Here is an 18,828-nt window from a genome sequence, read left to right on the forward strand (position 1 = left end):
ACCGCGTCGGCCGGCGGCCGCGATGCCGGAGGTGCTTCCGGCGCGGGGCCGGGAACCGCCCGGGGAACCGGGTCGTGGGCCGGCTCGTCGGCGGCCGGCGGGTCGCCGGTGTCGGATGCGGCCGCCCGGGTCGGTGACCTGGTGGACGGTTTCTTCGGCCTGCTCAACGACGTGGCCGGCGGCTCCTCGCGGCGGGCTGCTCCGGGCCCGGCCCACGCGGGTGGCGCCTGGGCCACCGGCAGCGCCGAGTGCTGTGTCTGCCCGGTGTGCCGGGCCATCGCCGCGGTGCGCGATCCCAGCCCGGAGACCGTGTTCAAGGCCGCGACCGGGGCCGGCGACATCGCCACCGGGGCGGCCGGCATGCTGCGCGGGTTCTCCTCGCTGGCGGGTTCGGTGCTGGGGGAGCGCCCGCGGCGCCGGCCGTCCGGTGCAGGCGCGGCACGGCACGCCCCGAGCCCCGAGGCACGGCACGCCCCGAGCCCCGATCAGGCCTGGGCCGCGGCGACCCGCGGAGCGGCGGCGACCCAGGGGACCGCCGCGACCGGCGGGTCGGGGACCACCGGAGGGACCGCCGCGACCGGCGGGTCGGGGGCGACCGGTGGGACCGCCGCGACCGGCGGGTCGGGGACCACCGGAGGGACCGCCGCGACTGGCGGGACGGCGACCGGCGGGGCCGAGCCGGGGCCGGGCCGATCGGCAGCGGCTGATCCGGCTGCCGACCCGTGGGCCGCGGCGACGGCGGAGAGCGCGCGGCAGGCCGCGGCGGCCCGGGACCGGGCGCGGGCGGCGGAGCGGGCGGTGGCGCGGGCGGTGGCCGACGCCCGCCGGGCGGAGCGCGAGGCCGCCGCGAAGGAGCGGGCCGCGGCCGTACCGGAGAGGGATCGCCCGGCCGGGCCGGACGGGGACGTCTGGTCCGTGGTCACCTCGGAGGCCGCCGCAGGCGGCGCGGGCGCGGGACGTAGCGTGGATCATGAGCGGGGCGCTGCGGCGCCCGAGGATCGTGGCGTGGTCCCGGGCGATGACGCCCGGGGCGGCGGCGCGGTGTGAAGAGGGGACGGGCAGCGTGACGCTGACCATCGGAATCGACGTCGGCGGCACCAAGGTCGCCGGTGGTGTGGTCGACGAGCACGGGAACGTGCTCGCGTCGAATCGCAGGCCCACGCCGGCGGAGGACCCGGCCGGGACCCGGGACACGATCGCCGAGGTGGCCGCCGAGCTGGCGGCGCAGTACCCGCAGGCGACTGCCGTCGGGATCGGCGCCGCCGCGTGGATCGACGCCGCCGGCTCGACCGTGCTGTTCGCGCCGAACCTGGCCTGGCGGGACGAGCCGCTGCGCGACTACGTGTCGAAGGCGGTCGGCCTGCCGACCGTGCTGGAGAACGACGCGAACGTGGCGGCCTGGGCGGAGTTCCGGTTCGGGGTGGCCAAGCACGCCGACGACTCGATGGTGATGATCACCGTGGGGACCGGTATCGGCGGCGGCATCGTGCTGGGCGGCAAGCTCTGGCACGGCGCCAACGGCATCGCCGGCGAGCTCGGCCACATCCAGTCGGTGCCGGACGGGCACCCGTGCGGCTGCGGCCGGCTGGGCTGCCTGGAGCAGTACGCGAGCGGCAACGCGCTGGTCCGCTTCGCCCGCGCGGGCGCGCGGCAGGAGCCGGAGCGCGCGGCGCAGCTGCTGGAGCTGGCCGGCGGCGACCCGCTGGCGATCAGCGGCCGGCAGATCACCGAGGCGGCCCGGGCCGGCGACGGTGTGGCGATGGACGCGTTCGCGCAGACCGGGTACTGGCTCGGCGTGGCCCTGGCCGACCTGGCGCAGAGCCTCGACCCGCAGATCCTGGTGATCGGTGGCGGCGTGGTGGACGCCGGCCCGCTGCTGATGGGCCCGGCCGAGCGGACCTACCGGGATCAGCTCGCCCAGCGCAATCGCTTCCCGGTCGCCGAGGTGCACGCGGCGCAGATGGGCAACGACGCCGGCGTGGTCGGCGCGGCCGACCTGGCGCGGCGGGCGTAGGGACATCCGGTGGTGGAGATGTCCGGGGTGCCGTTGCGCGTGCTCAGCTGGAACGTGCACGGGTTGAAGGACGACCGGGCCGCGCTGGTCGGCCTGGTCCGTGAGCTGGCCCCGGACGTCTTCATCCTGCAGGAGGCGCCGCGCCGGTTCGGCTGGCGGCCCCGGAGCGCCGCGCTGGCCGGCGAGTGCGGCCTGGTGGTGGGCGCCGGCGGCCTGCCCGCGCTGGGCAACCTGATGATGGTCAGCCTGCGGGTCGCGGTCGGCGTGAACTGGTGCCTGCGCTACCCGCTGACGCCGGGCCGGCACCTGCGCGGCGCGTTCTTCGCCCACGGGCGGGTGCGCGGCGCGTCGTTCACCGTCTCCGGCTCGCACCTGGCCACCGACCCGGCCGAGCGGCCGTCCCAGGCCGCGCACTGGAAGGACGAGCTGAGCAGGCTGGAGGGGCCGGTCGTCGTGGCCGCCGACCTGAACGAGGGGCCGGGCGGCGGTGCCTGGCGCACCGTCGGGGACGGGCTGGTGACCACGAAGGACGACGAGCCGACGTTCCCGGCCTCGGCGCCCAGCCGGCGCATCGACGGGCTTTTCGTCAGCCCGGACGTGGACATCGAGCGGTACGAGATCATCGGCACCGATCGGGCACGTGCCGCGAGTGATCATCTACCGGTCCTCGCGGACCTCCGGCTCCCTTCCGGCTGAGCCGCGGGTCTGGCAGGATCGCCGGGTGCACGACTCCCCGGACCCGGGCGACCGCCGTGACGCCGTGTGCGTCGTGGGCGCCGGCGCCAGCGGCCTGACCGCCGTCAAGAACCTGCTCGAGCTGGGCTTCCAGGTGGACTGCTACGAGCGGGAGACCGCCGTGGGCGGCGCCTGGAACTGGCGGCACGACCGCAGCCCGGTCTACGCCGGCACCCATCTGATCTCGTCCCGGCCGCTCACCGAGTTCCCCGACTTCCCGATGCCGGACAGCTGGCCCGACTACCCGCACCACAGCCAGGTGCTGACCTACCTGGAGCGGTACTCCGCGCACTTCGGGTTGGGCGAGCACATCTGGTTCGGCACCGAGGTGGTCTCCGCGGCGCCGACCGGGGACGGCGGCTGGGAGGTCACCACCCGGTCCACCGGCGGCGGCTCGTCGCGCACGTCACGGTACGCCGCGGTGGTCGTGGCCAACGGGCACAACTGGGACCCGCGTCGGCCCACCATCCCGGGGGAGTTCCGCGGGCGGCTGATGCACTCCAGCGCGTACAAGGATCCGGCCGTGCTGCGCGGCCGCAAGGTGCTGGTGATCGGCGGCGGCAACACCGGCTGCGACATCGCGGTGGAGGCCGCCCAGCAGGCGGGTCAGGTGTGGCATTCGACCCGGCGCGGCTACTGGTACGCCCCGAAGTACGTCCTCGGCCGCCCCGCCGACCAGGTCAACGGCCGGCTGCTGCGCCTGCGGCTGCCGCTGCGCCTGCGACAGTGGCTCTACCGCCGCACGGTCCGGCTCACCACCGGCGATCTGACCCGCTTCGGGCTGCCGGCGCCGGACCACCAGCCGTACGAGAGCCATCCGATCGTCAACAGCCAGCTGCCCTACTACCTGGGTCACGGCAGGATCACCCCGGTGCCGGACGTGACCGCTTTCGACGATGCCTCGGTGGAGCTGGCCGACGGCCGGCGGATCGAGCCCGACCTGGTGATCACCGCGACCGGGTACCGCCCGCGCTTCGAGTTCCTCGCCCCCGAACTGCTCGCCGCCGACGAGCACGGGCGTCCCGACCTGCACCTGCACGTGTTCGCCCGGCAGCACCCGACACTCGCCGTGATCGGCCTGCTGCAGCCGGACTCCGGGGTGTTCCCGTTGGCCCACTGGCAGAGCGTGGCGGTGGCCCGATGGCTGCGGCTGCGCCTGGACGACCCGGCGCGGGCCGCCGCGGTGCAGCAGCAGGAGTCCGCCAAGCCGCTGGCCGCCTGGTCCAAGCGCCGGGTGGTGAAGACCGATCGGCACTGGTTCGAGGTGGACCACCTCGACTACCTGCGGTCCCTGGAGAGCCTGCTCAACGAGATGGAGCCGGCGGCATGACCGGGTTTGATCTGCTGCGCCTCAAGGATTGGACAGATCCGGTGCCGCCGGCCGGGCGTGAGGTCGCGTCGCGGCTGCCGGAGGACGACGAGGGCCGGCCGCCGGTGCTCTTCGTCCCCGGCCTGGGCCACGGCGCCTGGGCGTTCGCCGAGCACTGGCTGCCGCACACGGCCGGCCGCGGCTTCCCGGCGCACGTGCTCGGCCCGCGCCCCGGCGGCGACCTGCGCGCCCAGGTGCACGACGTGGTGCAGACCGCGGCGTCGCTGCCCCGCCGGGCGGTGCTGGTCGGGCACGGCGTGGGCGCGCACGTGGTGGCCCGCGCGCTGGCCCGCTACCCGGCCCGGGCCGCGGTGCTGGTGGCGCCGGTGCTGGACGGCTGGGCGGCGGCCGGCTCGGCGCTGCTGGCAAACCCCGGCGGCACGCTGCCGGCGCTCTTCGGCGGGCGGCTGCGGGTTTCCGCGCGGCAGCTGTTCGGCTCCGGGCTGCCGGCCGAGCGGGCCGCGGAGTACCTGGAGCGGATCGCGCCGCGGCCGCGCGCCGAGCTGCTCCGCCGGGCCGTCCCGCCGCGGCCGGTGGGTGCGCCACCGGTGCTGGTGGTGGGCAGCCCGGACGACCGGGTGGTGTCGCGCAAGGCGCTGGACCGGGCGGCCGCGGCCTATTCCGGTGCGCCGCTGCTGTTCCCCGGGATGGGGCACGACCTGATGCTGGAGGACAGCTGGGCCGAGCCGATCGACGCGATCCTGGACTGGCTGAGGAAGCAGGTCTGACCGGACCCGCCGGCGGGCTGATCCGGCGCGGCCGCCGGGCGGCGGGTGGCGCCGGGTCGTGGACGGCCGGTATGCGGGTGGCGCCGGGTTCGGGGACGGCGGCTGCGCGGGGACGCTGTCAGCCGGGCAACTGCCGGGCGAGCCGGCCGGTGTGATCGAGAGCGGTCAGGTAGGCGCGGGCCCAGGCCAGGATGTCGTGCTCGGCGATGTGCCGGCGCATCGCGCTCATCCGGTCCGCCAGATCGGCCGGCTCCGCCCCCAGCGCGCGCAGCAGAGTGTCCTTCAGCCCGTCCAGGTCGTGCGGGTTCACCAGGAACGCCTGGGTCAGCTCGGCGGCCGCCCCGGCGAACTCGCTGAGCACCAGCGCGCCGGAGCCGTCCTCCCGGGCCGCCAGGAACTCCTTGGCGACCAGGTTCATCCCGTCCCGCAGCGGGGTCACCACCATCACGTCCGCGGTCTGGTAGAGCGCGGCCAGCTGCGACCTGTCGAACGGCTGGTTCAGGTAGTGGATGGCCGGCTCGCCGACCCGGCCGTACTCGCCGTTGATCCGGCCGACCTCACCCTCCACCCGGTCCCGCAGCGCGCGGTAGCTCTCCACCCGCTCCCGGCTGGGCACCGCGACCTGCACCAGCACCGTGTCCCGCACCTTCACGTGCCCGTCCCGCAGCAGCTCCCGGTACGCCGTGAGCCGGTGCTCGATGCCCTTGGTGTAGTCCAGCCGGTCGACGCTGAGCAGCACCCGCTTGGCCTTGCCCAGGTCGAGCCGCAGCTGCTTGGCCTGGGCCACCACGTCCGGCCGGGTGGCCAGCGCGCGCATCTCGCCGACGTCGATCGAGACCGGGAACGCCCCGGTGCGGACGGTCCGCCCGTCCACCGTGATCGTGTCGTCCCGGGTCTGCGCGCCGACCAGCTTCTTCGCCAGCTGTGCCAGGTTGTGCGCGGCCTGCTCGCGCTGGAAGCCGACCAGGTCCGCGCCGAGCATCCCGCGTACCAGCTCGACCCGGCGGGGGAGCTGCATGAACAGCTCCGGCGGCGGGAACGGCACGTGCATGAAGAAGCCGATCAGCAGGTCCGGCCGCAGCTCCCGGAGCATCTGCGGTACCAGCTGCAGGTGGTAGTCCTGCACCCAGACCGCGGCGTGCTTGCCGGCCACCTCGGCGGCGGCCTCGGCGAACCGCCGGTTGACCGACCGGTAGGTCTCCCACCACTCGCGCTGGAAGACCGGCTGCTGTACCGCGTCGTGGTAGAGCGGCCACAGTGTGGAGTTGGCGAAGCCCTCGTAGTAACCGCTCTGCTCGGCGGCGGAGAGCTCGATCGGGCGCAGCCGCACGCTGCCCAGGTCGGGCAGCCGGGGCGCGAGGTCCACCTCGCCGCCCCAGCCGACCCAGGTGGCCGGGGTCTGCTGGAGGATCGCGTGCAGGGCGCCGCTCAGCCCGCCGGGACTTCGGCGCCACTCGCAGGCGCCGTCCCGGGCAGCGCTGTCATCGAGCGGGAGACGGTTGGCGACCACGACGAGCGAACTCTGACGCATCACCGTAGGTTACCGTCAGAGCACCTAAGTTTGTCGATGTGACAGGCGTCGCCCGAGCGCAGCCGCCGGAGCGGTCAGACCACCGCGCCGTCGTCGAACTCGTCGTCGTCGTCGCCCGAGCGCAGCCGCCAGACCAGCGTGACCGCCCCGCCCACGATCGCCGCGAAGCCGAACAGCATGGTGAACGTCGGGTCGATCGGGATCAGCGTGGGGGACAGGAAGAGCACGAACCCGAGGAGCACGCCGAGGACGCCGGCCACCGCGTACTTCGAGATATGCGGCAGCGGCGGTGGCGGCGGCGGGACGTAGCGCTCCTCCTCCTCGGCCTCCTCGGGAAAGCCGAACGGGTCGAGAACCGGGTAGATCACCGGCTCCGGCGGCGGGTCGGTGCGGCGCCGGTTGACCGGGCGGCCGTCCTCGCCGACCGGGCGCTCCTTCTCCGTGCGCTCGGTGTCCGACGTGGTGCCCTCGGACTCCGGCCACGGCGGGGCCGCCTCCGGGTCGACGGTGGTGTGGAAGCCCGCGATGATCTTGTCCCACTCGGCGTCCACCTCGGCCTGCGGCCGGGGCGCCGGAGCGGGCTCGGCGGGCGGGGTGGGCGGAACGCCGCCGGTCACCTGCTGCAGGTGCTCGCGGGCGGTCGCCAGCTGGGTGCGATCCACGTAGAGCCGGTCGATCGGGCGGGCCGGCAGCGTGGTCGCCCGCAGGATCGGATTCAGATCCGCGGTGGGTTGCAGATAGGCCGCGATGCCGTCGCCGGCCAGCACGTCCAGCAAGTGCTCGCCGACGCGCGGGTCCACATCCCCCACGACCGCGTAGTCAGCCGCGTCGAGCCCGTTGTCCCGCCGCCCGCGACGGGCGCCGCCCGCTGTCACCGATGCACACCCCCCTCGCCGACCGTGCCTTGAATGGTGACACGGCAGGCGCCTGTTGCGGGAGTGCGTTGTGGCGTGCCGCCCCCGCTTCGTACGCTTCTGTCGCCCCGGGACGCCGGTGGCATCCGCTGAAAGGACGGCAGTGTTCTACTGGCTGCTCAAGTTGGTGGTCCTCGGACCCGTGCTGCGGCTCCTCTTCCGACCCAAGGTCGAGGGCCTGAAGAACGTGCCCCGTTCCGGCCCGGTGATCCTGGCCTGCAACCATCTCTCGTTCTCCGACTCGATCTTCACCCCATTGGTGATGAACCGGAAAGTGACCTTCGTCGCCAAAGCTGAATACTTCACCGGCAAGGGGCTCAAGGGATGGTTCTCGCGGATGTTCTTCGTCGGCGCGGGGACGATCCCGGTGGACCGTTCGGGCGGTGAGGCGGCCCAGGCGGCGCTCGACACGCTCCTGCGGGTGCTGCGCGAGGGCAACATCGCCGGCATCTACCCGGAGGGCACCCGCTCGCCGGACGGGCGTCTCTACCGCGGCAAGACCGGGGTGGCCCGGCTGGCGCTGGAGAGCGGCGCCCCGGTGGTCCCGGTGGCGCTGCTGAACACCGACGAGATCCAGCCGACCGGCACGCTGATTCCGACGATCAAGCGGGTCCGGATGCGGATCGGCAAGCCGCTCGACTTCTCCCGGTACGCCGATCAGCGTGGCGACCGGTTCGTCGAGCGGGCGATCACCGACGAGATCATGTTCGAGCTGATGGCGCTCTCCGGCCGTGAGTACGTCGACGTCTACGCCGCGAAGCTCAAGGAACCTCAGCCGGCCTGACGTCTCCCGCCCGCGGGAACCGCGCGGTCCGCTTCGGGCCGGTGCTGGTGGTGGTGGTGGTGAGGAACGAATGACCACCGCCGCCGGCGCCAGCCCGAACCGGGAGTCGCGTGCCGGGCGCCGCGGGCGTACCCCGGCAATCAGTTCATCCCGGCGCGGCGCTTCAGCGCCTGCACGTCGGTGACCACGATGCGCCGGCCCTCGGTGCGTAGCCAGCCGCGGTTGGCGAACGAGCCGATCGCCTGGTTGACGCTCTGCCGCGACCCGCCGGCCATCTCCGCCAGCTGGCTCTGGTTCAGCTCGATGGTGATCATCGGAGCCTGGCTCTCCCCGGAGAGCCGGACCAGAGTCTTGGCCACCCGGCCGGGCAGGTCGAGGAAGACGTGGTCGGCGTTCTGCTCGGTGAGGCGGCGGATCAGGCCGCCGACCGAGCGCATCACCGCGTCCAGGATGCGCGGGTTGGAGTGCACCAGGTCCATGAAGGCGGCCCGGGACAGCGAGAGCGCCTGCGAGTCCTCGATCGCCTCGGCCGAGGCGCTGCGGGTGGACGCGTCCAGCAGCGACACCTCGCCGAGCACGTCCGGCGGGCGGACGACGGTGAGCACGGCGCGCTCCCCGGTCGGTGCGGTGCGGAAGACCGCGACCGCGCCCCGTTTCATGATGATCAGGGAGTCCCCGGGGTCGTGCTCGACGAAGAGGATCTGTCCCTTGCGGTAGTGGCGAGGAACCGCTGTGGCGATGACCCGCTGTCGTACGTCCGGCTCCAGCCCGGCGAACATCTCCACGCCGGTTAGCGCGTCGCCGGAATCCGGCAGGCGATGGTCCACGGCGTATCCCTCCCCCGATCGGGGACCGCGTCGACCCGGCCGGCGCCGGCCCCACGGCGCGAACGATCACTCTTAGCACAGAGCGAGCTCCGAACGCCATTTCTACTCCGGACATTGAAGCTCGCCTCGTACGATCATGTCCCTTCAGTCGCTTTCTGTAAACACCCCATCGCCTTCTGTGATTGTCGCCCTGCCTGTCCGTCGGATTTGGGTGGTGTGCCGTGATAATCCCGCCGTGCCGGAAGATGAGATTGTCCGAGCCGTGCTGCGAGACCAGTGGCACCTCGCTCCGTCCGAGATATTCGAGCTCCCCGCCGCGGTGATGTCGCGGGGCTGGGAGATCACCGCCGCCGGCGACCGCTACGTGGCCCGGCTCGCGGAGACCTCCGCGCGGCTGCCGGTCGAGGCCGGCCTGGCCGCGGCGGTTCACCTGCGCGGGGTACGGGTCGAGGCCGGCGAACCGGTCCGCACCCTGTCCGGCGCGCTCACCGTGGAGATCCCGCAGGGCGCCCTGGCCGTGCTGCGCCGGCCTCCCGGGCGCCGGCTGGACGGCGCGGACCCGGTGGACCAGCAGTGGTGGGGTGAGCGCCTGGGGGTCGTCCACCGGGCTCTGGAGGGGTTCCAGCACCCGGGCCTGCGCCCGTGGCAGCCGATCGATCCGGAGGCCCCGCATCTGGACGCCGAACCCTGGCTGCGCCCCGCGGTCACCGGGGCGGTCACGGCGGCGACCCGCCTCACGGTCACCGACCGATTGACGTACGGGGTGCTGCACGGCGACCCGGCTCCGGACGCGTTCGTGCTGGACGCCTCGACCGGGCGCTCCGGCCTGATCCACTACGGCGCCAGCGGGACCGGGCCGCTCGTCTACGACGTGGCCTCGGCAGTGGTCTACGCCGGTGGCCCGGACCGGGCCGCCGAACTCCTGGACGGCTACCGCGCGGCCGGCCCGGTCGCGGCCGACGAACTGGAGGTCGCGCTGCCGGTGCTGCTGCGGCTGCGCTGGGCGGTGCTGGCCGAGCGGGCGGCCCGCCACCACCTCGTGAGGGACCTGGAGCGGGCCCGGGAGGCCCTGGCGTCCATGCCCGGATGACGATGGGCAAGGATGTACCGCGATGGTGTACCGGTATTTCTACGACTGCGAGTTCATCGAGGACGGCCGGATCGTCGACCTGGTCTCGATAGGTATCGTCGACGAGTTCGGCCGCGAGTTCTACGCGGTCAGCACGGAGTTCGACGACAGCCGCGCCGTGCCCTGGGTGCGGCGCAACGTCCTGGACAAGCTGCCCTCCCCGGCCGACAGGTCGTGGCGCAGCCGGGAGCGGATCCGCGAGGACCTCTACGAGTTCCTGATCGAGCCGATCCGCGGGCGCGGCGAGCGGATGGAGCTCTGGGCCTGGTACGCGGCGTACGACCACGTCGCGCTCGCCCAGCTCTGGGGCGCGATGCCGGCCCTGCCGCGGGAGATCCCCCGGTTCACCAAGGACCTGCGCCAGCGCTGGGACGACCTCGGCAGGCCCACGCTGCCGGAGATGTCCGGCCGGCACGACGCGCTGGTCGACGCCCGGCACAACCTGGCCCGCTGGGAAGCGATGCGCAAGGTCCAGGACAAGTCCTAGCCGCGCCGGCGGGCCTCGATCGGGGGCACGCAGTCGTGCACGATCGCCTCGACGTCGTCCTGGGTGAGCGCCGGGCCGAGGTCCCCGTTCCCCGGGGCGGCGCGCAGCCCGTCGATGATCAGCTCCAGGAACCGGCGGTAGATCTCCGGTCGGCCGCCGCCGCTGTGCCGGGCCAGGTCGGTGACTGTCGCCATGATGATCGGCAGGTCGTTGATCCCGACGTCGGCCCGCAGCGACCCCTCCGCGTGGGCGCGGCCGATCACCTCCTGCAGCAGCGGCAGCAGATGCTCGCCGACCTCGGCGAAGTGGTGTTTGCCGATGCCTATGCAGAGCGCCGCGTCGCGCAGCCCGCGGTCCACCGCGTGCATCTCGATCGTGCGCCGCAGCAGCATGGTCAGCCCGTCCCACCCGGAGGGCAGCGCCAGCGCGTCCTCGGCGAGCGAGACCAGGTCCTCCAGCCGGTCCGCGAAGAGCGCGTCGATGAGCGCCTCCTTGGTGGGGAAGCGCCGGTAGACCGTGCCGACGCCGACGCCTGCGTGATGCGCCACGTCGTCGAGCGTGGCGGCGAACCCGCGGGCCGCGAAGACGTCGTGCGCGGCGAGCAGGATCCGCTCGCGGTTGCGCTGGGCGTCACGCCGCAGTGGGCGGGTGGTCTCGGTCATGTGGCCAAGCCTACAAGAAAGTGGAGGCGATTCCTCAACTTCCCCTGTTAGCCTGCCGAAGTGGAGGATGAACCTCAACTTTCGAAAGGTCACGATGAGTACCCTTACTGATCGACCCAGGGGAGCCGGACGTGAGGCGCCGGTCGCCGCGCCGTCCGACGGCGGGCGCTGGTGGGCGCTCGTCGTGCTCGCCCTCGCCCAGCTGATGGTGGTGCTGGACGCCACGATCGTGAACATCGCGCTGCCCACGGCCCAGGCCGACCTGGCCTTCTCGGACGCCGACCGCCAGTGGGTGGTGACCGGTTACGCCCTCGCCTTCGGCAGCCTGCTGCTGCTCGGCGGCCGCCTGTCGGACTTCTTCGGCCGCAAGCGGATGTTCCTCATCGGTCTGATCGGCTTCGCGCTGGCCTCGGCGCTCGGCGGCGCCGCCAACGGCCTGGAGATGCTGATCGTCGCCCGCGCGCTGCAGGGCGCGTTCGGCGCGGCGCTGGCTCCGGCCGCGCTCTCGCTGCTCTCCACGACGTTCACCCAGGCCGCCGAGCGCGGCAAGGCGTTCGGCATCTTCGGCGCCATCTCCGGCGCCGGCGGCGGCATCGGCCTGCTGCTGGGCGGCGTGCTGACGGAGTACGTGTCCTGGCGCTGGTGCCTCTACGTCAACCTGGTGATCGCCGCCATCGCGGTGGTCGGCGCCATCGTCAAGCTCCGCGACGAGCCGGCCGCGCCGCACGGGAAGATCGACATCCCGGGTACCGTCGCGGCGGTCGTCGGCCTGGTGGGCCTGGTCTACGGCCTCGGCCAGGCGGAGACCGACGGCTGGACCGCGGGCTGGACCCTCGGCCCGATCGCGGTCGGCGTCGTCGCCCTGATCGTCTTCGTGCTGATCGAGCTGCGGGTCGAGCACCCGCTGCTGCCGCTGCGCGTCGTGCTGGACCGCAACCGCGGCGGGTCGTACGCGTCGATCGCGATCGCCGGCGCCGGCATGTTCGGCATCTTCCTGTTCCTCACCTACTACCTGGTGGCGATCCTCGGGTTCACCCCGGTCAAGACCGGCCTGGCGTTCCTGCCGATGCTCGGTTCGGTGATGCTGACCGCGACGACTGCCGGCTCGATGCTGACGCCGAAGGTCGGTCCGCGCCCGCTCGTCCCGCTGGGCGCGCTGATCGCCGCCGGCGGCATGCTCTTCCTGACCCGGCTGCAGCTCGACTCGACGTACGCCGGCGGCGTCCTGCCCGGTCTGATCATCATCGGTCTGGGCCTCGGCCTGGTCTTCGCGCCCACGCAGAACGCCGCCACCTCGGGCGTCGAGCACCGGGACGCGGGCGTCGCCTCCGCGATGATCAACACGGTGCAGCAGATCGGCGGCTCGATCGGCACCGCGCTGCTCAGCTCGTTCGCGGCCAGCGCGGCCGGCGACTACCTGAAGGGCAAGGACCCGGCCAGCAAGCTGGCGCAGGCGCAGGCGGCGCTGGAGAGCTACCACACCGTGTTCTGGTGGTCGACCGGCTTCTTCGTGCTGGCCGCGGTGGTGGCGGCGGTGCTGTTCCGGACCGGGCCGCTGGACAACGACCCGGACGCCCCGCCCGCCATGGCCCACTGATCCGGCTGGTCCCCAGGGGATGTCTCCCGGCGCGGGAGGCACCCCTGACGGCCAGCTGCGAGGTGTGGGCCGGTTCTCCAGGGGTGTCCCGGGTTCTCCCGGAGCCCGTCGAGGAGCCGGTCACCTGATCGGGTTAACCGTGGCGAGTGGTTCGCGATCTGCTCGACCGGCCGTGGCGGCGTCCGGAGGCGGGTCCACCGAGGCCCGGCCGTGGACGGACGGCCCGTCCGGCGGGCGGCGCCACGGCCCGCCTGGTCGCGGTGCGGCCGGACCGGGCGCCCGGTCCGAGGCGCCGGGCGCGGGCGGGTCCTCGCCGTGAAGTGGGAAGGGGCGCGTTGAGCAGCCTCGCGAGCGGAGACTAGAGTTCGGCGTGCGGCTCGCCCCGGGCCGGCAACGCTGCCGATGAAGACGCTCCCGGGGCCTCTCACGGGCTATCTGCATCTCGCTACCCGTTCAGGGGAAGGACGAGGAGAAACATGCGTATCGGCGTGCTCACCGGTGGCGGCGACTGCCCCGGTCTCAACGCGGTCATCCGTGCCGTGGTGCGCAAGGGCGTCACCGCTTACGGTCACGAGTTCGTCGGGTTCCGCGACGGCTGGAAGGGTCCGCTGGAGGGCCTGACGAAGCCGCTCGGCATCGCCGAGGTCCGCGGCATCCTCCCGCGTGGCGGCACGATCCTGGGCTCCTCGCGCACCAACCCGTTCAAGATCGAGGGCGGCGTCGAGAAGATCAAGGCCAACCTGGCCGAGCAGGGCGTCGACGCGCTGGTCGCGATCGGCGGCGAGGACACCCTCGGCGTCGCGACCAAGCTGAACGACCTCGGCGTCAACGTCGTCGGCGTGCCGAAGACGATCGACAACGACCTCAACGCGACCGACTTCACCTTCGGTTTCGACACCGCGGTGAACATCGCGATGGAGGCCATCGACCGGCTGCACACCACCGCCGAGTCGCACCACCGCACCCTGGTCGTCGAGGTCATGGGCCGGCACGCCGGCTGGATCGCGCTGCACGCCGGCCTCGCCGGTGGCGCCAACGTCATCCTGCTGCCGGAGCGCAAGTTCGACGTCGAGCAGGTCGCGACGTACGTGACCAAGCGCTTCCAGGTCGAGTACGCGCCGATCGTGGTCGTCGCCGAGGGCGCCCAGCCGCTCGACGGCCAGATGGTCCTGCACAACCAGGAGCTGGACAGCTTCGGTCACGTCCGCCTCGGCGGCATCGGCCAGTGGCTCGCCGAGCAGCTGGAGGAGAAGACCGGCAAGGAGGCCCGCACGGTCGTCCTCGGTCACATCCAGCGCGGTGGCACCCCGACCGCGTTCGACCGGGTGCTTTCCACCCGCTTCGGCCTGCAGGCGATCGACGCCGTCCACGAGGGCGACTTCGGCAAGATGATGGCGCTGCGCGGCACCGACATCGTGCGGGTCCCGCTGATCGAGGGCACCGGCGAGCTGAAGACCGTTCCGCTGTCGCGGTACGAAGAGGCCGAGGTCTTCTTCGGTAACTGATCGTGTTCTGATGAATGCCGGGGGCTGTCCTGCCCCCGGCATTTCTCGTTCCCGAACGGAGCTCTGCGTTGACCAAGCACACCGTCGCGGTCCTCGGCACCGGCAAGATGGGTGAACTCGTCCTCTCCGGCCTGCTGCGGTCCGGCTGGCCGGCCGACCGGCTGCTGGCCACCGCCCGCCGCCCGGCGCGCGGCGCGGAGCTGGCCGAGAAGTACGGCGTGGCGGTGGTCGGCAACGCGGAGGCCGCCGAGCGCGCCGGGATCCTGGCCGTCGGGGTGAAGCCGCAGGACGCCGGCACGCTGCTCGGCGAGATCGGCCCCCGGGTGACGGCCGACCGGCTGGTCGTCTCGCTCTGCGCCGGGCTGCCCACCACGTTCTTCGCCGCGCGGCTGCCCGAGGGCACCCCGGTCGTCCGGGTCATGACGAACACGCCGGCCCTGGTCGGCCAGGCGATGAGCGCGATCTCCGCGGGCGTCCACGCCACCGCGGAGCACGTGGCCCTGGCCGAGGAGCTGTTCCGGCCGCTCGGCTCGACAGTCGTGCTCCCGGAGTACCAGCAGGACGCCGTCACGGCGCTGTCCGGTTCCGGCCCGGCCTACTTCTATCTGCTGGCCGAGGCGATGATCGACGCCGGGGTCCTGCTCGGGCTCCCGCGCCAGGTGGCGCACGCGCTGATCGTGCAGACCGCCGCCGGGTCCGCGGCGATGCTGCGGGACTCCGGCGAGCACCCGGTGAAGCTGCGCGAGGCGGTCACGTCCCCGGCCGGGACGACCATCGCGGCGATCCGCGAGCTGGAGAACCACGGGGTACGCGCGGCGTTGCTGGACGCCCTGGAGGCGGCGCGCGACCGGGCCCGCGAGATCGCCAACCAGGCGATCTGACCTCTCGCGGCGGGCGGGGAACCGCTCGCGGCACCCGGCGCGTCGTGGGCCCGCGACGCCGCCGGGGGCTCGCTCAGCGGCGCGCCCCCGGTTCCGGCTGGTGCGCAGGGCGCCTCAGCCCCGTCGAGGCACCCATGAGCACCAGCAGGAACCTGGAGGCGCGCCGGGACCTGGAGGCGCGCCGGGGTCTCCCGCCAGCGCGCCGGGGCCGGGCCCGTTCCGGGGTCTCGCGCCAGCGCGCCGGCCGGTGACCCGTGCCGGGTCGGGACGCGTGGTGGGGCCGTGGGTGGTGAGGCTGGGCTCACGGCGTACCACAGCGGGGGTTCAGTAATAGATGGCGATTTTCGAGCCGTTGTCCTCCTCAGGGGGACTGGGGTAGGACAGCGCCGTGTTGGTGGCGACGCGATGGGCGGTCCAGGCGACCGCCGCCGCGTCCAGGATGTCGTCGGGCGGGGCCTGCCCGGCCGGGCCCAGTTGGTCCGGCAGCACGATGCCGTTGCGGGCCAGCAGCTCCCGGCGCCGGGTCTGGCCGCTCCAGGTCTTCTTGGCGAACGGCAGCGGCTCCCCGGCCATGGTCCGGAACGAGACCTCCGGGTGCGCCTCGAAGAGCAGGCCGGGATGGCGCTCCCAGATGGCGTTGGCCTCCAGCAGCTTGGGCCGCAGCGCCCAGGACTGCCGGCTCAGGCCGGCGCCGGTCAGCTCCCGGCACAGCCGGTTGGCGGCGGCGAAGTCCGCCTCCATCCAGACCGCGCGCGGCGGCACCCGGAAGACGCTGCCGCGGCGCGGCCCGAGCTGGTCGGCGGCGAGCGTGTCGGCGGCCCGCCAGCGGTCCGGCAGCATGCCGAGGGGAATGTCGACGCCGATCACCGCGGCGCCGGAGCTGCCCGCGACGATCTCGTAGAGGGTCGAGGCGAGCACCGCGCGCCCGAAGGCGCCGTCGCGGAGCTCGACCCCGACCCAGCCCAGCGCGTACGCGTCGACTCCGATCACCTGGATGCTCATCGGCGGCTCAGTGGGGCAGCAGCTTCTCGATGGTCGCGACCAGCTCCGGGTCGTCCGGTTCGACCCGTGGGCTGAACCGGGCGGCCACCGTGCCGTCGGGGGCGACCACGAACTTCTCGAAGTTCCACTGGATGTCCGGCCCGGCACCGATGAGCTCGGCGTAGAGCGGGTGCCGGCCGGCGCCGTTCACCTCGATCTTCTCGGTCATCGGGAAGGTCACGCCGTAGGTGGAGCGGCAGAACTCGTCGATCTCCGCGGCGGTGCCCGGCTCCTGGCCGGCGAACTGGTCACAGGGCGCGCCGAGCACCACGAGGCCACGCTCGCGGTAGGTGTCGTAGAGCGGCTGCAACTTGTCGTACTGCGGGGTCAGGCCGCAGCGCGAGGCCACATTGACCACCAGCAGGACCGATCCGCGGTAGCGGTCCAAATCGGTCACGCCGCCGGTGAGAGCGTCAATCTTGACGTCGAAGATGGTCATGACGGAAGCCTACGCGGTGTAGCCGCGTGGACGCACGCCGTGTTCATCTCGTGGTGTCTGTTAAACAGACCTTATAGCCATGTCACCCATTCGGATGACCTGAAGCGGGATCCTGTGACGAAACCTGGCCGTTCGGATGATCCTGCCGCGCCCCGTCCCTCCAAGGCTGGCCCGTTCGCAGGAGGCCGGCACGATCGCGCCCGCCCCGTATCGGCTGTTCCGGCGACCTCCAGGCGCCCCAAGATGCTCCGGCCGGGAGGTCGCTCGGGTGATCGACCCATGCCGCGGTAATCACGCTGCGAGAAAGATTGATCACGCAGAGATGCAGGCCCCCGGCTGGTGTGCCACCACCAGACCGGAGACCGTTTGACCGCCTACCAGGGAGGCGACCCAATGCAAGACGCTACGCCTGATCCGATCCGCGACTACCTCCGCTACCGCGAGGACGGGGGAGGCGGGCACAAGCCCCTCGGCGAGAGCTCGCTGAAGCACTACGAGGGGATCCTGCGCCGAATGGACTACGGGCTCGACGCGGGCATCCTTGAGTCAACCACCGACGAGATCCGGTCCTGGATCTGCAAGCCCAACCGCGACAAGGCCACCCGATCGAACTACATCACCATCGTCCGCGGATACGTGCGGTGGGCCGCCGCCGAGGGCTGGATCGACTTCGACGCCACCGCGCGCCTGCCACGGATCCAGCCACCCAAGGGCCGGCCGAACCCATGGCCGGAGGACGCGCTCCGCGACATCCGGCGGCGGGCGAAGATGCCATGGCTGCTGGCCATCGACCTGGCCTCGTACGAGGGCGCGCGCTGCGTCGAGATCTCCCGCCTGGACCGCCAGGACGTCACCGAGACCACGACCCGGCTCTTCGGCAAGGGCGACAAGTACCGCGACGTCCCCACCCATCCGCACGTCTGGGCCCGGGTGAAGGATATGCCGCCCGGGCCGCTGGTAATCGCTCCGCGGACCAAGCGGCGCGCGACGCCACAGCAGATCTCGCACGGCGTTCGCTGGGAGCTTAAGCGGCTCGGCTACCCGGGCTTCCACAACCACATGGGACGCCACCGCTTCGCGACCAAGGTGCACGAGACGAGCGGAGGAGACCTCCGTGTCGCCCAGGAGCTCCTCGGCCACTCCTCGGTGGCCACCACGCAGATTTACGTCGGGATCGGCTCCGGCCGGCTCGCGAGCGCCGTGGCCGCGCTGGATTGAATGACGACAGCGCCGCCGGTCCCCGATTCCCCGGGCCGGCGGCGCTGTCGTGTGAGGGGCTACTCGCGGCGTAGCTGTCGTGGGCGCCGATCGCGGGCGGCGCTGGGGGTCGAGGTGGGGACCTCTGGGCGAGCCTGGGGGCGGCTCGTGGGCCGGCGGCTGTCGTCGCCGACGAATTCGACCCGGGGGAGGCTGCTCGGGTCGATGTGGTCACGGCGCGCGGCGACGATCACCTTGGCGGTGCCTTCGTACAGCATGCGCATGCCGTCCCTGTAGGTGCGGACAATGCCCACGAACGCGTAGCCCTTGGCGGCGCAGTAGTCCATGCACAGGCTGGCGTAGCGGGCGTCGATCTCCCCTTCTACTTCGGGCACGAAGACGACGGCTGGTTCGGCTTCGTGCAGTGGATTGATTTGGGTCACGGTGGATCTCCCCTCTGATCACACGCGTGGGGCGGTGGAGCTGGCGCTGCCCCTGCGTTTTCCTGACCCCGGGACTGTGCATATGTCCTGATCCCGGGACTGGAGAGATCACTTTCCCTCAATCGCCACGCAAAGCGATATGGCCGTAACGGATCGCATTGTGATCACCCGTCCGGATAGGACTTCGCTCTCCACTTGCCCTTCCGTGCGACCGGGTGGATCATGTCGCCCGTCAACTGCCGACGCTGGACAGTTCCCGACCTTGACAGTTGCCACCCTCATATCTTCAGCCGGTGCGCACGGGCAGACTCATGATGGTCGGCGACATCACCCGTCGGCTGGGCGTGAGTACGACTCGCGCCAAGCAGCTCATGGCTCGGCCGAACTTCCCCGAGCCATTCGACGAGCTGCCGGTGGGCCGGATCTGGCTGGCGGCCGACGTCGAGGCGTGGATCAGCGAGCACCGTCCTACGCTGGCCGAGGAGCCGGAAAGCTGACGCCCCCCGGCCACGACGAAGCCCCCGGCGGCGACTGCCGGGGGCTTC

At 72.6% G+C, this 18,828-nt stretch carries 20 protein-coding genes; 13 read left to right on the plus strand and 7 right to left on the minus strand.

What is annotated here, in order from left to right; genetic code table 11:
- Positions 1-108: 108 nt before the first annotated feature.
- From Asi03nite_RS10305 to Asi03nite_RS10325, 5 genes are read left to right on the plus strand one after another with little or no spacing between them, the layout of a single operon-like run.
- A complete protein-coding gene (locus Asi03nite_RS10305) occupies positions 109-1,047 on the plus strand; it encodes a hypothetical protein (protein WP_203678388.1) in 939 nt (312 codons plus the stop codon).
- A gap of 16 nt (positions 1,048-1,063) precedes the next feature.
- Positions 1,064-2,014, plus strand: coding sequence for an ROK family glucokinase (locus Asi03nite_RS10310; protein WP_203678391.1), 951 nt, complete (start codon positions 1,064-1,066; stop codon positions 2,012-2,014).
- Between the two features lie 18 nt (positions 2,015-2,032).
- Positions 2,033-2,710: an endonuclease/exonuclease/phosphatase family protein gene (locus tag Asi03nite_RS10315; RefSeq protein ID WP_203678452.1), complete on the plus strand. Its 678-nt coding sequence runs from the start codon at positions 2,033-2,035 to the stop codon at positions 2,708-2,710.
- 25 nt (positions 2,711-2,735) lie between these two features.
- Complete coding sequence (locus tag Asi03nite_RS10320) at positions 2,736-4,079, plus strand: flavin-containing monooxygenase (protein ID WP_203678392.1); 1,344 nt, start codon at positions 2,736-2,738, stop codon at positions 4,077-4,079.
- Positions 4,076-4,846, plus strand: a complete 771-nt coding sequence (locus tag Asi03nite_RS10325; protein WP_203678394.1) for an alpha/beta hydrolase — start codon at positions 4,076-4,078, stop codon at positions 4,844-4,846. Before Asi03nite_RS10320 ends, Asi03nite_RS10325 begins: the two co-directional genes overlap by 4 nt.
- 118 nt (positions 4,847-4,964) lie before the next feature.
- On the opposite strand, the gene Asi03nite_RS10330 is transcribed toward Asi03nite_RS10325, so the two are convergent.
- Together Asi03nite_RS10330 and Asi03nite_RS10335 are read right to left on the minus strand one after the other, a co-directional pair.
- Positions 4,965-6,377 (minus strand): alpha,alpha-trehalose-phosphate synthase (UDP-forming), encoded by a 1,413-nt coding sequence (locus Asi03nite_RS10330; RefSeq protein ID WP_203678396.1) that lies wholly within the window; start codon positions 6,375-6,377, stop codon positions 4,965-4,967.
- A 74-nt stretch (positions 6,378-6,451) separates the two neighbouring features.
- Entirely contained in the window at positions 6,452-7,252 is an 801-nt protein-coding gene (locus Asi03nite_RS10335) for a DUF308 domain-containing protein (protein ID WP_203678398.1), read from the minus strand.
- 142 nt (positions 7,253-7,394) lie between these two features.
- Here Asi03nite_RS10335 and Asi03nite_RS10340 point away from each other — a divergent pair, with 142 nt between their 5' ends.
- Complete coding sequence (locus Asi03nite_RS10340; RefSeq protein ID WP_203678400.1) at positions 7,395-8,075, plus strand: lysophospholipid acyltransferase family protein; 681 nt, start codon at positions 7,395-7,397, stop codon at positions 8,073-8,075.
- Between the two features lie 140 nt (positions 8,076-8,215).
- On the opposite strand, the gene Asi03nite_RS10345 is transcribed toward Asi03nite_RS10340, so the two are convergent.
- Positions 8,216-8,902, minus strand: coding sequence for a Crp/Fnr family transcriptional regulator (locus Asi03nite_RS10345; protein ID WP_014441566.1), 687 nt, complete (start codon positions 8,900-8,902; stop codon positions 8,216-8,218).
- A gap of 262 nt (positions 8,903-9,164) precedes the next feature.
- Here Asi03nite_RS10345 and Asi03nite_RS10350 point away from each other — a divergent pair, with 262 nt between their 5' ends.
- Both Asi03nite_RS10350 and Asi03nite_RS10355 read left to right on the plus strand, forming a co-directional pair.
- A complete protein-coding gene (locus tag Asi03nite_RS10350; RefSeq protein WP_239102577.1) occupies positions 9,165-9,992 on the plus strand; it encodes a phosphotransferase enzyme family protein in 828 nt (275 codons plus the stop codon).
- Positions 9,993-10,014: 22 nt separating this feature from the next.
- Positions 10,015-10,518, plus strand: a complete 504-nt coding sequence (locus Asi03nite_RS10355) for a polyadenylate-specific 3'-exoribonuclease AS (protein WP_203678410.1) — start codon at positions 10,015-10,017, stop codon at positions 10,516-10,518.
- On the opposite strand, the gene Asi03nite_RS10360 is transcribed toward Asi03nite_RS10355, so the two are convergent.
- On the minus strand, positions 10,515-11,180 hold the full coding sequence (locus tag Asi03nite_RS10360; protein ID WP_203678412.1) for a TetR/AcrR family transcriptional regulator: 666 nt from the start codon (positions 11,178-11,180) through the stop codon (positions 10,515-10,517). The genes Asi03nite_RS10355 and Asi03nite_RS10360 overlap by 4 nt on opposite strands.
- A gap of 94 nt (positions 11,181-11,274) precedes the next feature.
- Between Asi03nite_RS10360 and Asi03nite_RS10365 the strand changes: the two genes are divergently transcribed.
- The 3 genes from Asi03nite_RS10365 to proC all read left to right on the plus strand — a co-directional run bounded on the left by Asi03nite_RS10365 (position 11,275) and on the right by proC (position 15,163).
- Positions 11,275-12,777 carry a DHA2 family efflux MFS transporter permease subunit gene (locus Asi03nite_RS10365; RefSeq protein WP_203678414.1) on the plus strand — a complete coding sequence of 501 codons (1,503 nt, stop codon included), beginning with the start codon at positions 11,275-11,277 and terminating at the stop codon, positions 12,775-12,777.
- Between the two features lie 476 nt (positions 12,778-13,253).
- Positions 13,254-14,282 carry a 6-phosphofructokinase gene (locus Asi03nite_RS10370; RefSeq protein ID WP_203678416.1) on the plus strand — a complete coding sequence of 343 codons (1,029 nt, stop codon included), beginning with the start codon at positions 13,254-13,256 and terminating at the stop codon, positions 14,280-14,282.
- Positions 14,283-14,296: 14 nt separating this feature from the next.
- On the plus strand, positions 14,297-15,163 hold the full coding sequence (proC, locus tag Asi03nite_RS10375; RefSeq protein WP_203678418.1) for a pyrroline-5-carboxylate reductase: 867 nt from the start codon (positions 14,297-14,299) through the stop codon (positions 15,161-15,163).
- 324 nt (positions 15,164-15,487) lie between these two features.
- Here the strand turns inward: proC and Asi03nite_RS10380 are convergent, their stop codons facing one another.
- Both Asi03nite_RS10380 and Asi03nite_RS10385 read right to left on the minus strand, forming a co-directional pair.
- Positions 15,488-16,165: a DUF429 domain-containing protein gene (locus Asi03nite_RS10380; protein ID WP_203678424.1), complete on the minus strand. Its 678-nt coding sequence runs from the start codon at positions 16,163-16,165 to the stop codon at positions 15,488-15,490.
- 7 nt (positions 16,166-16,172) lie between these two features.
- On the minus strand, positions 16,173-16,643 hold the full coding sequence (locus Asi03nite_RS10385) for a glutathione peroxidase (protein WP_203678425.1): 471 nt from the start codon (positions 16,641-16,643) through the stop codon (positions 16,173-16,175).
- Positions 16,644-17,036: 393 nt separating this feature from the next.
- On the opposite strand from Asi03nite_RS10385, the gene Asi03nite_RS38465 reads away from it, so the two are divergent.
- Positions 17,037-17,861, plus strand: coding sequence for a tyrosine-type recombinase/integrase (locus tag Asi03nite_RS38465; RefSeq protein WP_203678426.1), 825 nt, complete (start codon positions 17,037-17,039; stop codon positions 17,859-17,861).
- A 59-nt stretch (positions 17,862-17,920) separates the two neighbouring features.
- Here the strand turns inward: Asi03nite_RS38465 and Asi03nite_RS10395 are convergent, their stop codons facing one another.
- Positions 17,921-18,283 (minus strand): hypothetical protein, encoded by a 363-nt coding sequence (locus Asi03nite_RS10395; RefSeq protein ID WP_203678427.1) that lies wholly within the window; start codon positions 18,281-18,283, stop codon positions 17,921-17,923.
- Between the two features lie 293 nt (positions 18,284-18,576).
- On the opposite strand from Asi03nite_RS10395, the gene Asi03nite_RS10400 reads away from it, so the two are divergent.
- Positions 18,577-18,780 carry a DNA-binding protein gene (locus tag Asi03nite_RS10400; RefSeq protein WP_239102578.1) on the plus strand — a complete coding sequence of 68 codons (204 nt, stop codon included), beginning with the start codon at positions 18,577-18,579 and terminating at the stop codon, positions 18,778-18,780.
- The last annotated feature ends 48 nt before the right edge of the window (positions 18,781-18,828 follow it).

Source organism: Actinoplanes siamensis (assembly GCF_016862395.1).
In the GTDB taxonomy this organism is placed as follows: Bacteria; Actinomycetota; Actinomycetes; order Mycobacteriales; family Micromonosporaceae; genus Actinoplanes; species Actinoplanes siamensis.

What these genes read in the sequence shown, in the direction of transcription:
- Asi03nite_RS10315 (WP_203678452.1), top strand. Translation starts at nt 2,033, where the DNA reads ATGTCCGGGGTGCCGTTGCGCGTGCTCAGCTGGAACGTGCACGGGTTG.
- Asi03nite_RS10325 (WP_203678394.1), top strand. Translation starts at nt 4,076, where the DNA reads ATGACCGGGTTTGATCTGCTGCGCCTCAAGGATTGGACAGATCCGGTG.
- Asi03nite_RS10330 (WP_203678396.1), bottom strand. Translation starts at nt 6,377, where the DNA reads ATGCGTCAGAGTTCGCTCGTCGTGGTCGCCAACCGTCTCCCGCTCGAT.
- Asi03nite_RS10355 (WP_203678410.1), top strand. Translation starts at nt 10,015, where the DNA reads ATGGTGTACCGGTATTTCTACGACTGCGAGTTCATCGAGGACGGCCGG.
- Asi03nite_RS10360 (WP_203678412.1), bottom strand. Translation starts at nt 11,180, where the DNA reads ATGACCGAGACCACCCGCCCACTGCGGCGTGACGCCCAGCGCAACCGC.
- Asi03nite_RS10365 (WP_203678414.1), top strand. Translation starts at nt 11,275, where the DNA reads ATGAGTACCCTTACTGATCGACCCAGGGGAGCCGGACGTGAGGCGCCG.
- Asi03nite_RS10370 (WP_203678416.1), top strand. Translation starts at nt 13,254, where the DNA reads ATGCGTATCGGCGTGCTCACCGGTGGCGGCGACTGCCCCGGTCTCAAC.
- proC (WP_203678418.1), top strand. Translation starts at nt 14,297, where the DNA reads ATGCCGGGGGCTGTCCTGCCCCCGGCATTTCTCGTTCCCGAACGGAGC.
- Asi03nite_RS10380 (WP_203678424.1), bottom strand. Translation starts at nt 16,165, where the DNA reads ATGAGCATCCAGGTGATCGGAGTCGACGCGTACGCGCTGGGCTGGGTC.
- Asi03nite_RS10385 (WP_203678425.1), bottom strand. Translation starts at nt 16,643, where the DNA reads ATGACCATCTTCGACGTCAAGATTGACGCTCTCACCGGCGGCGTGACC.
- Asi03nite_RS38465 (WP_203678426.1), top strand. Translation starts at nt 17,037, where the DNA reads ATGCAAGACGCTACGCCTGATCCGATCCGCGACTACCTCCGCTACCGC.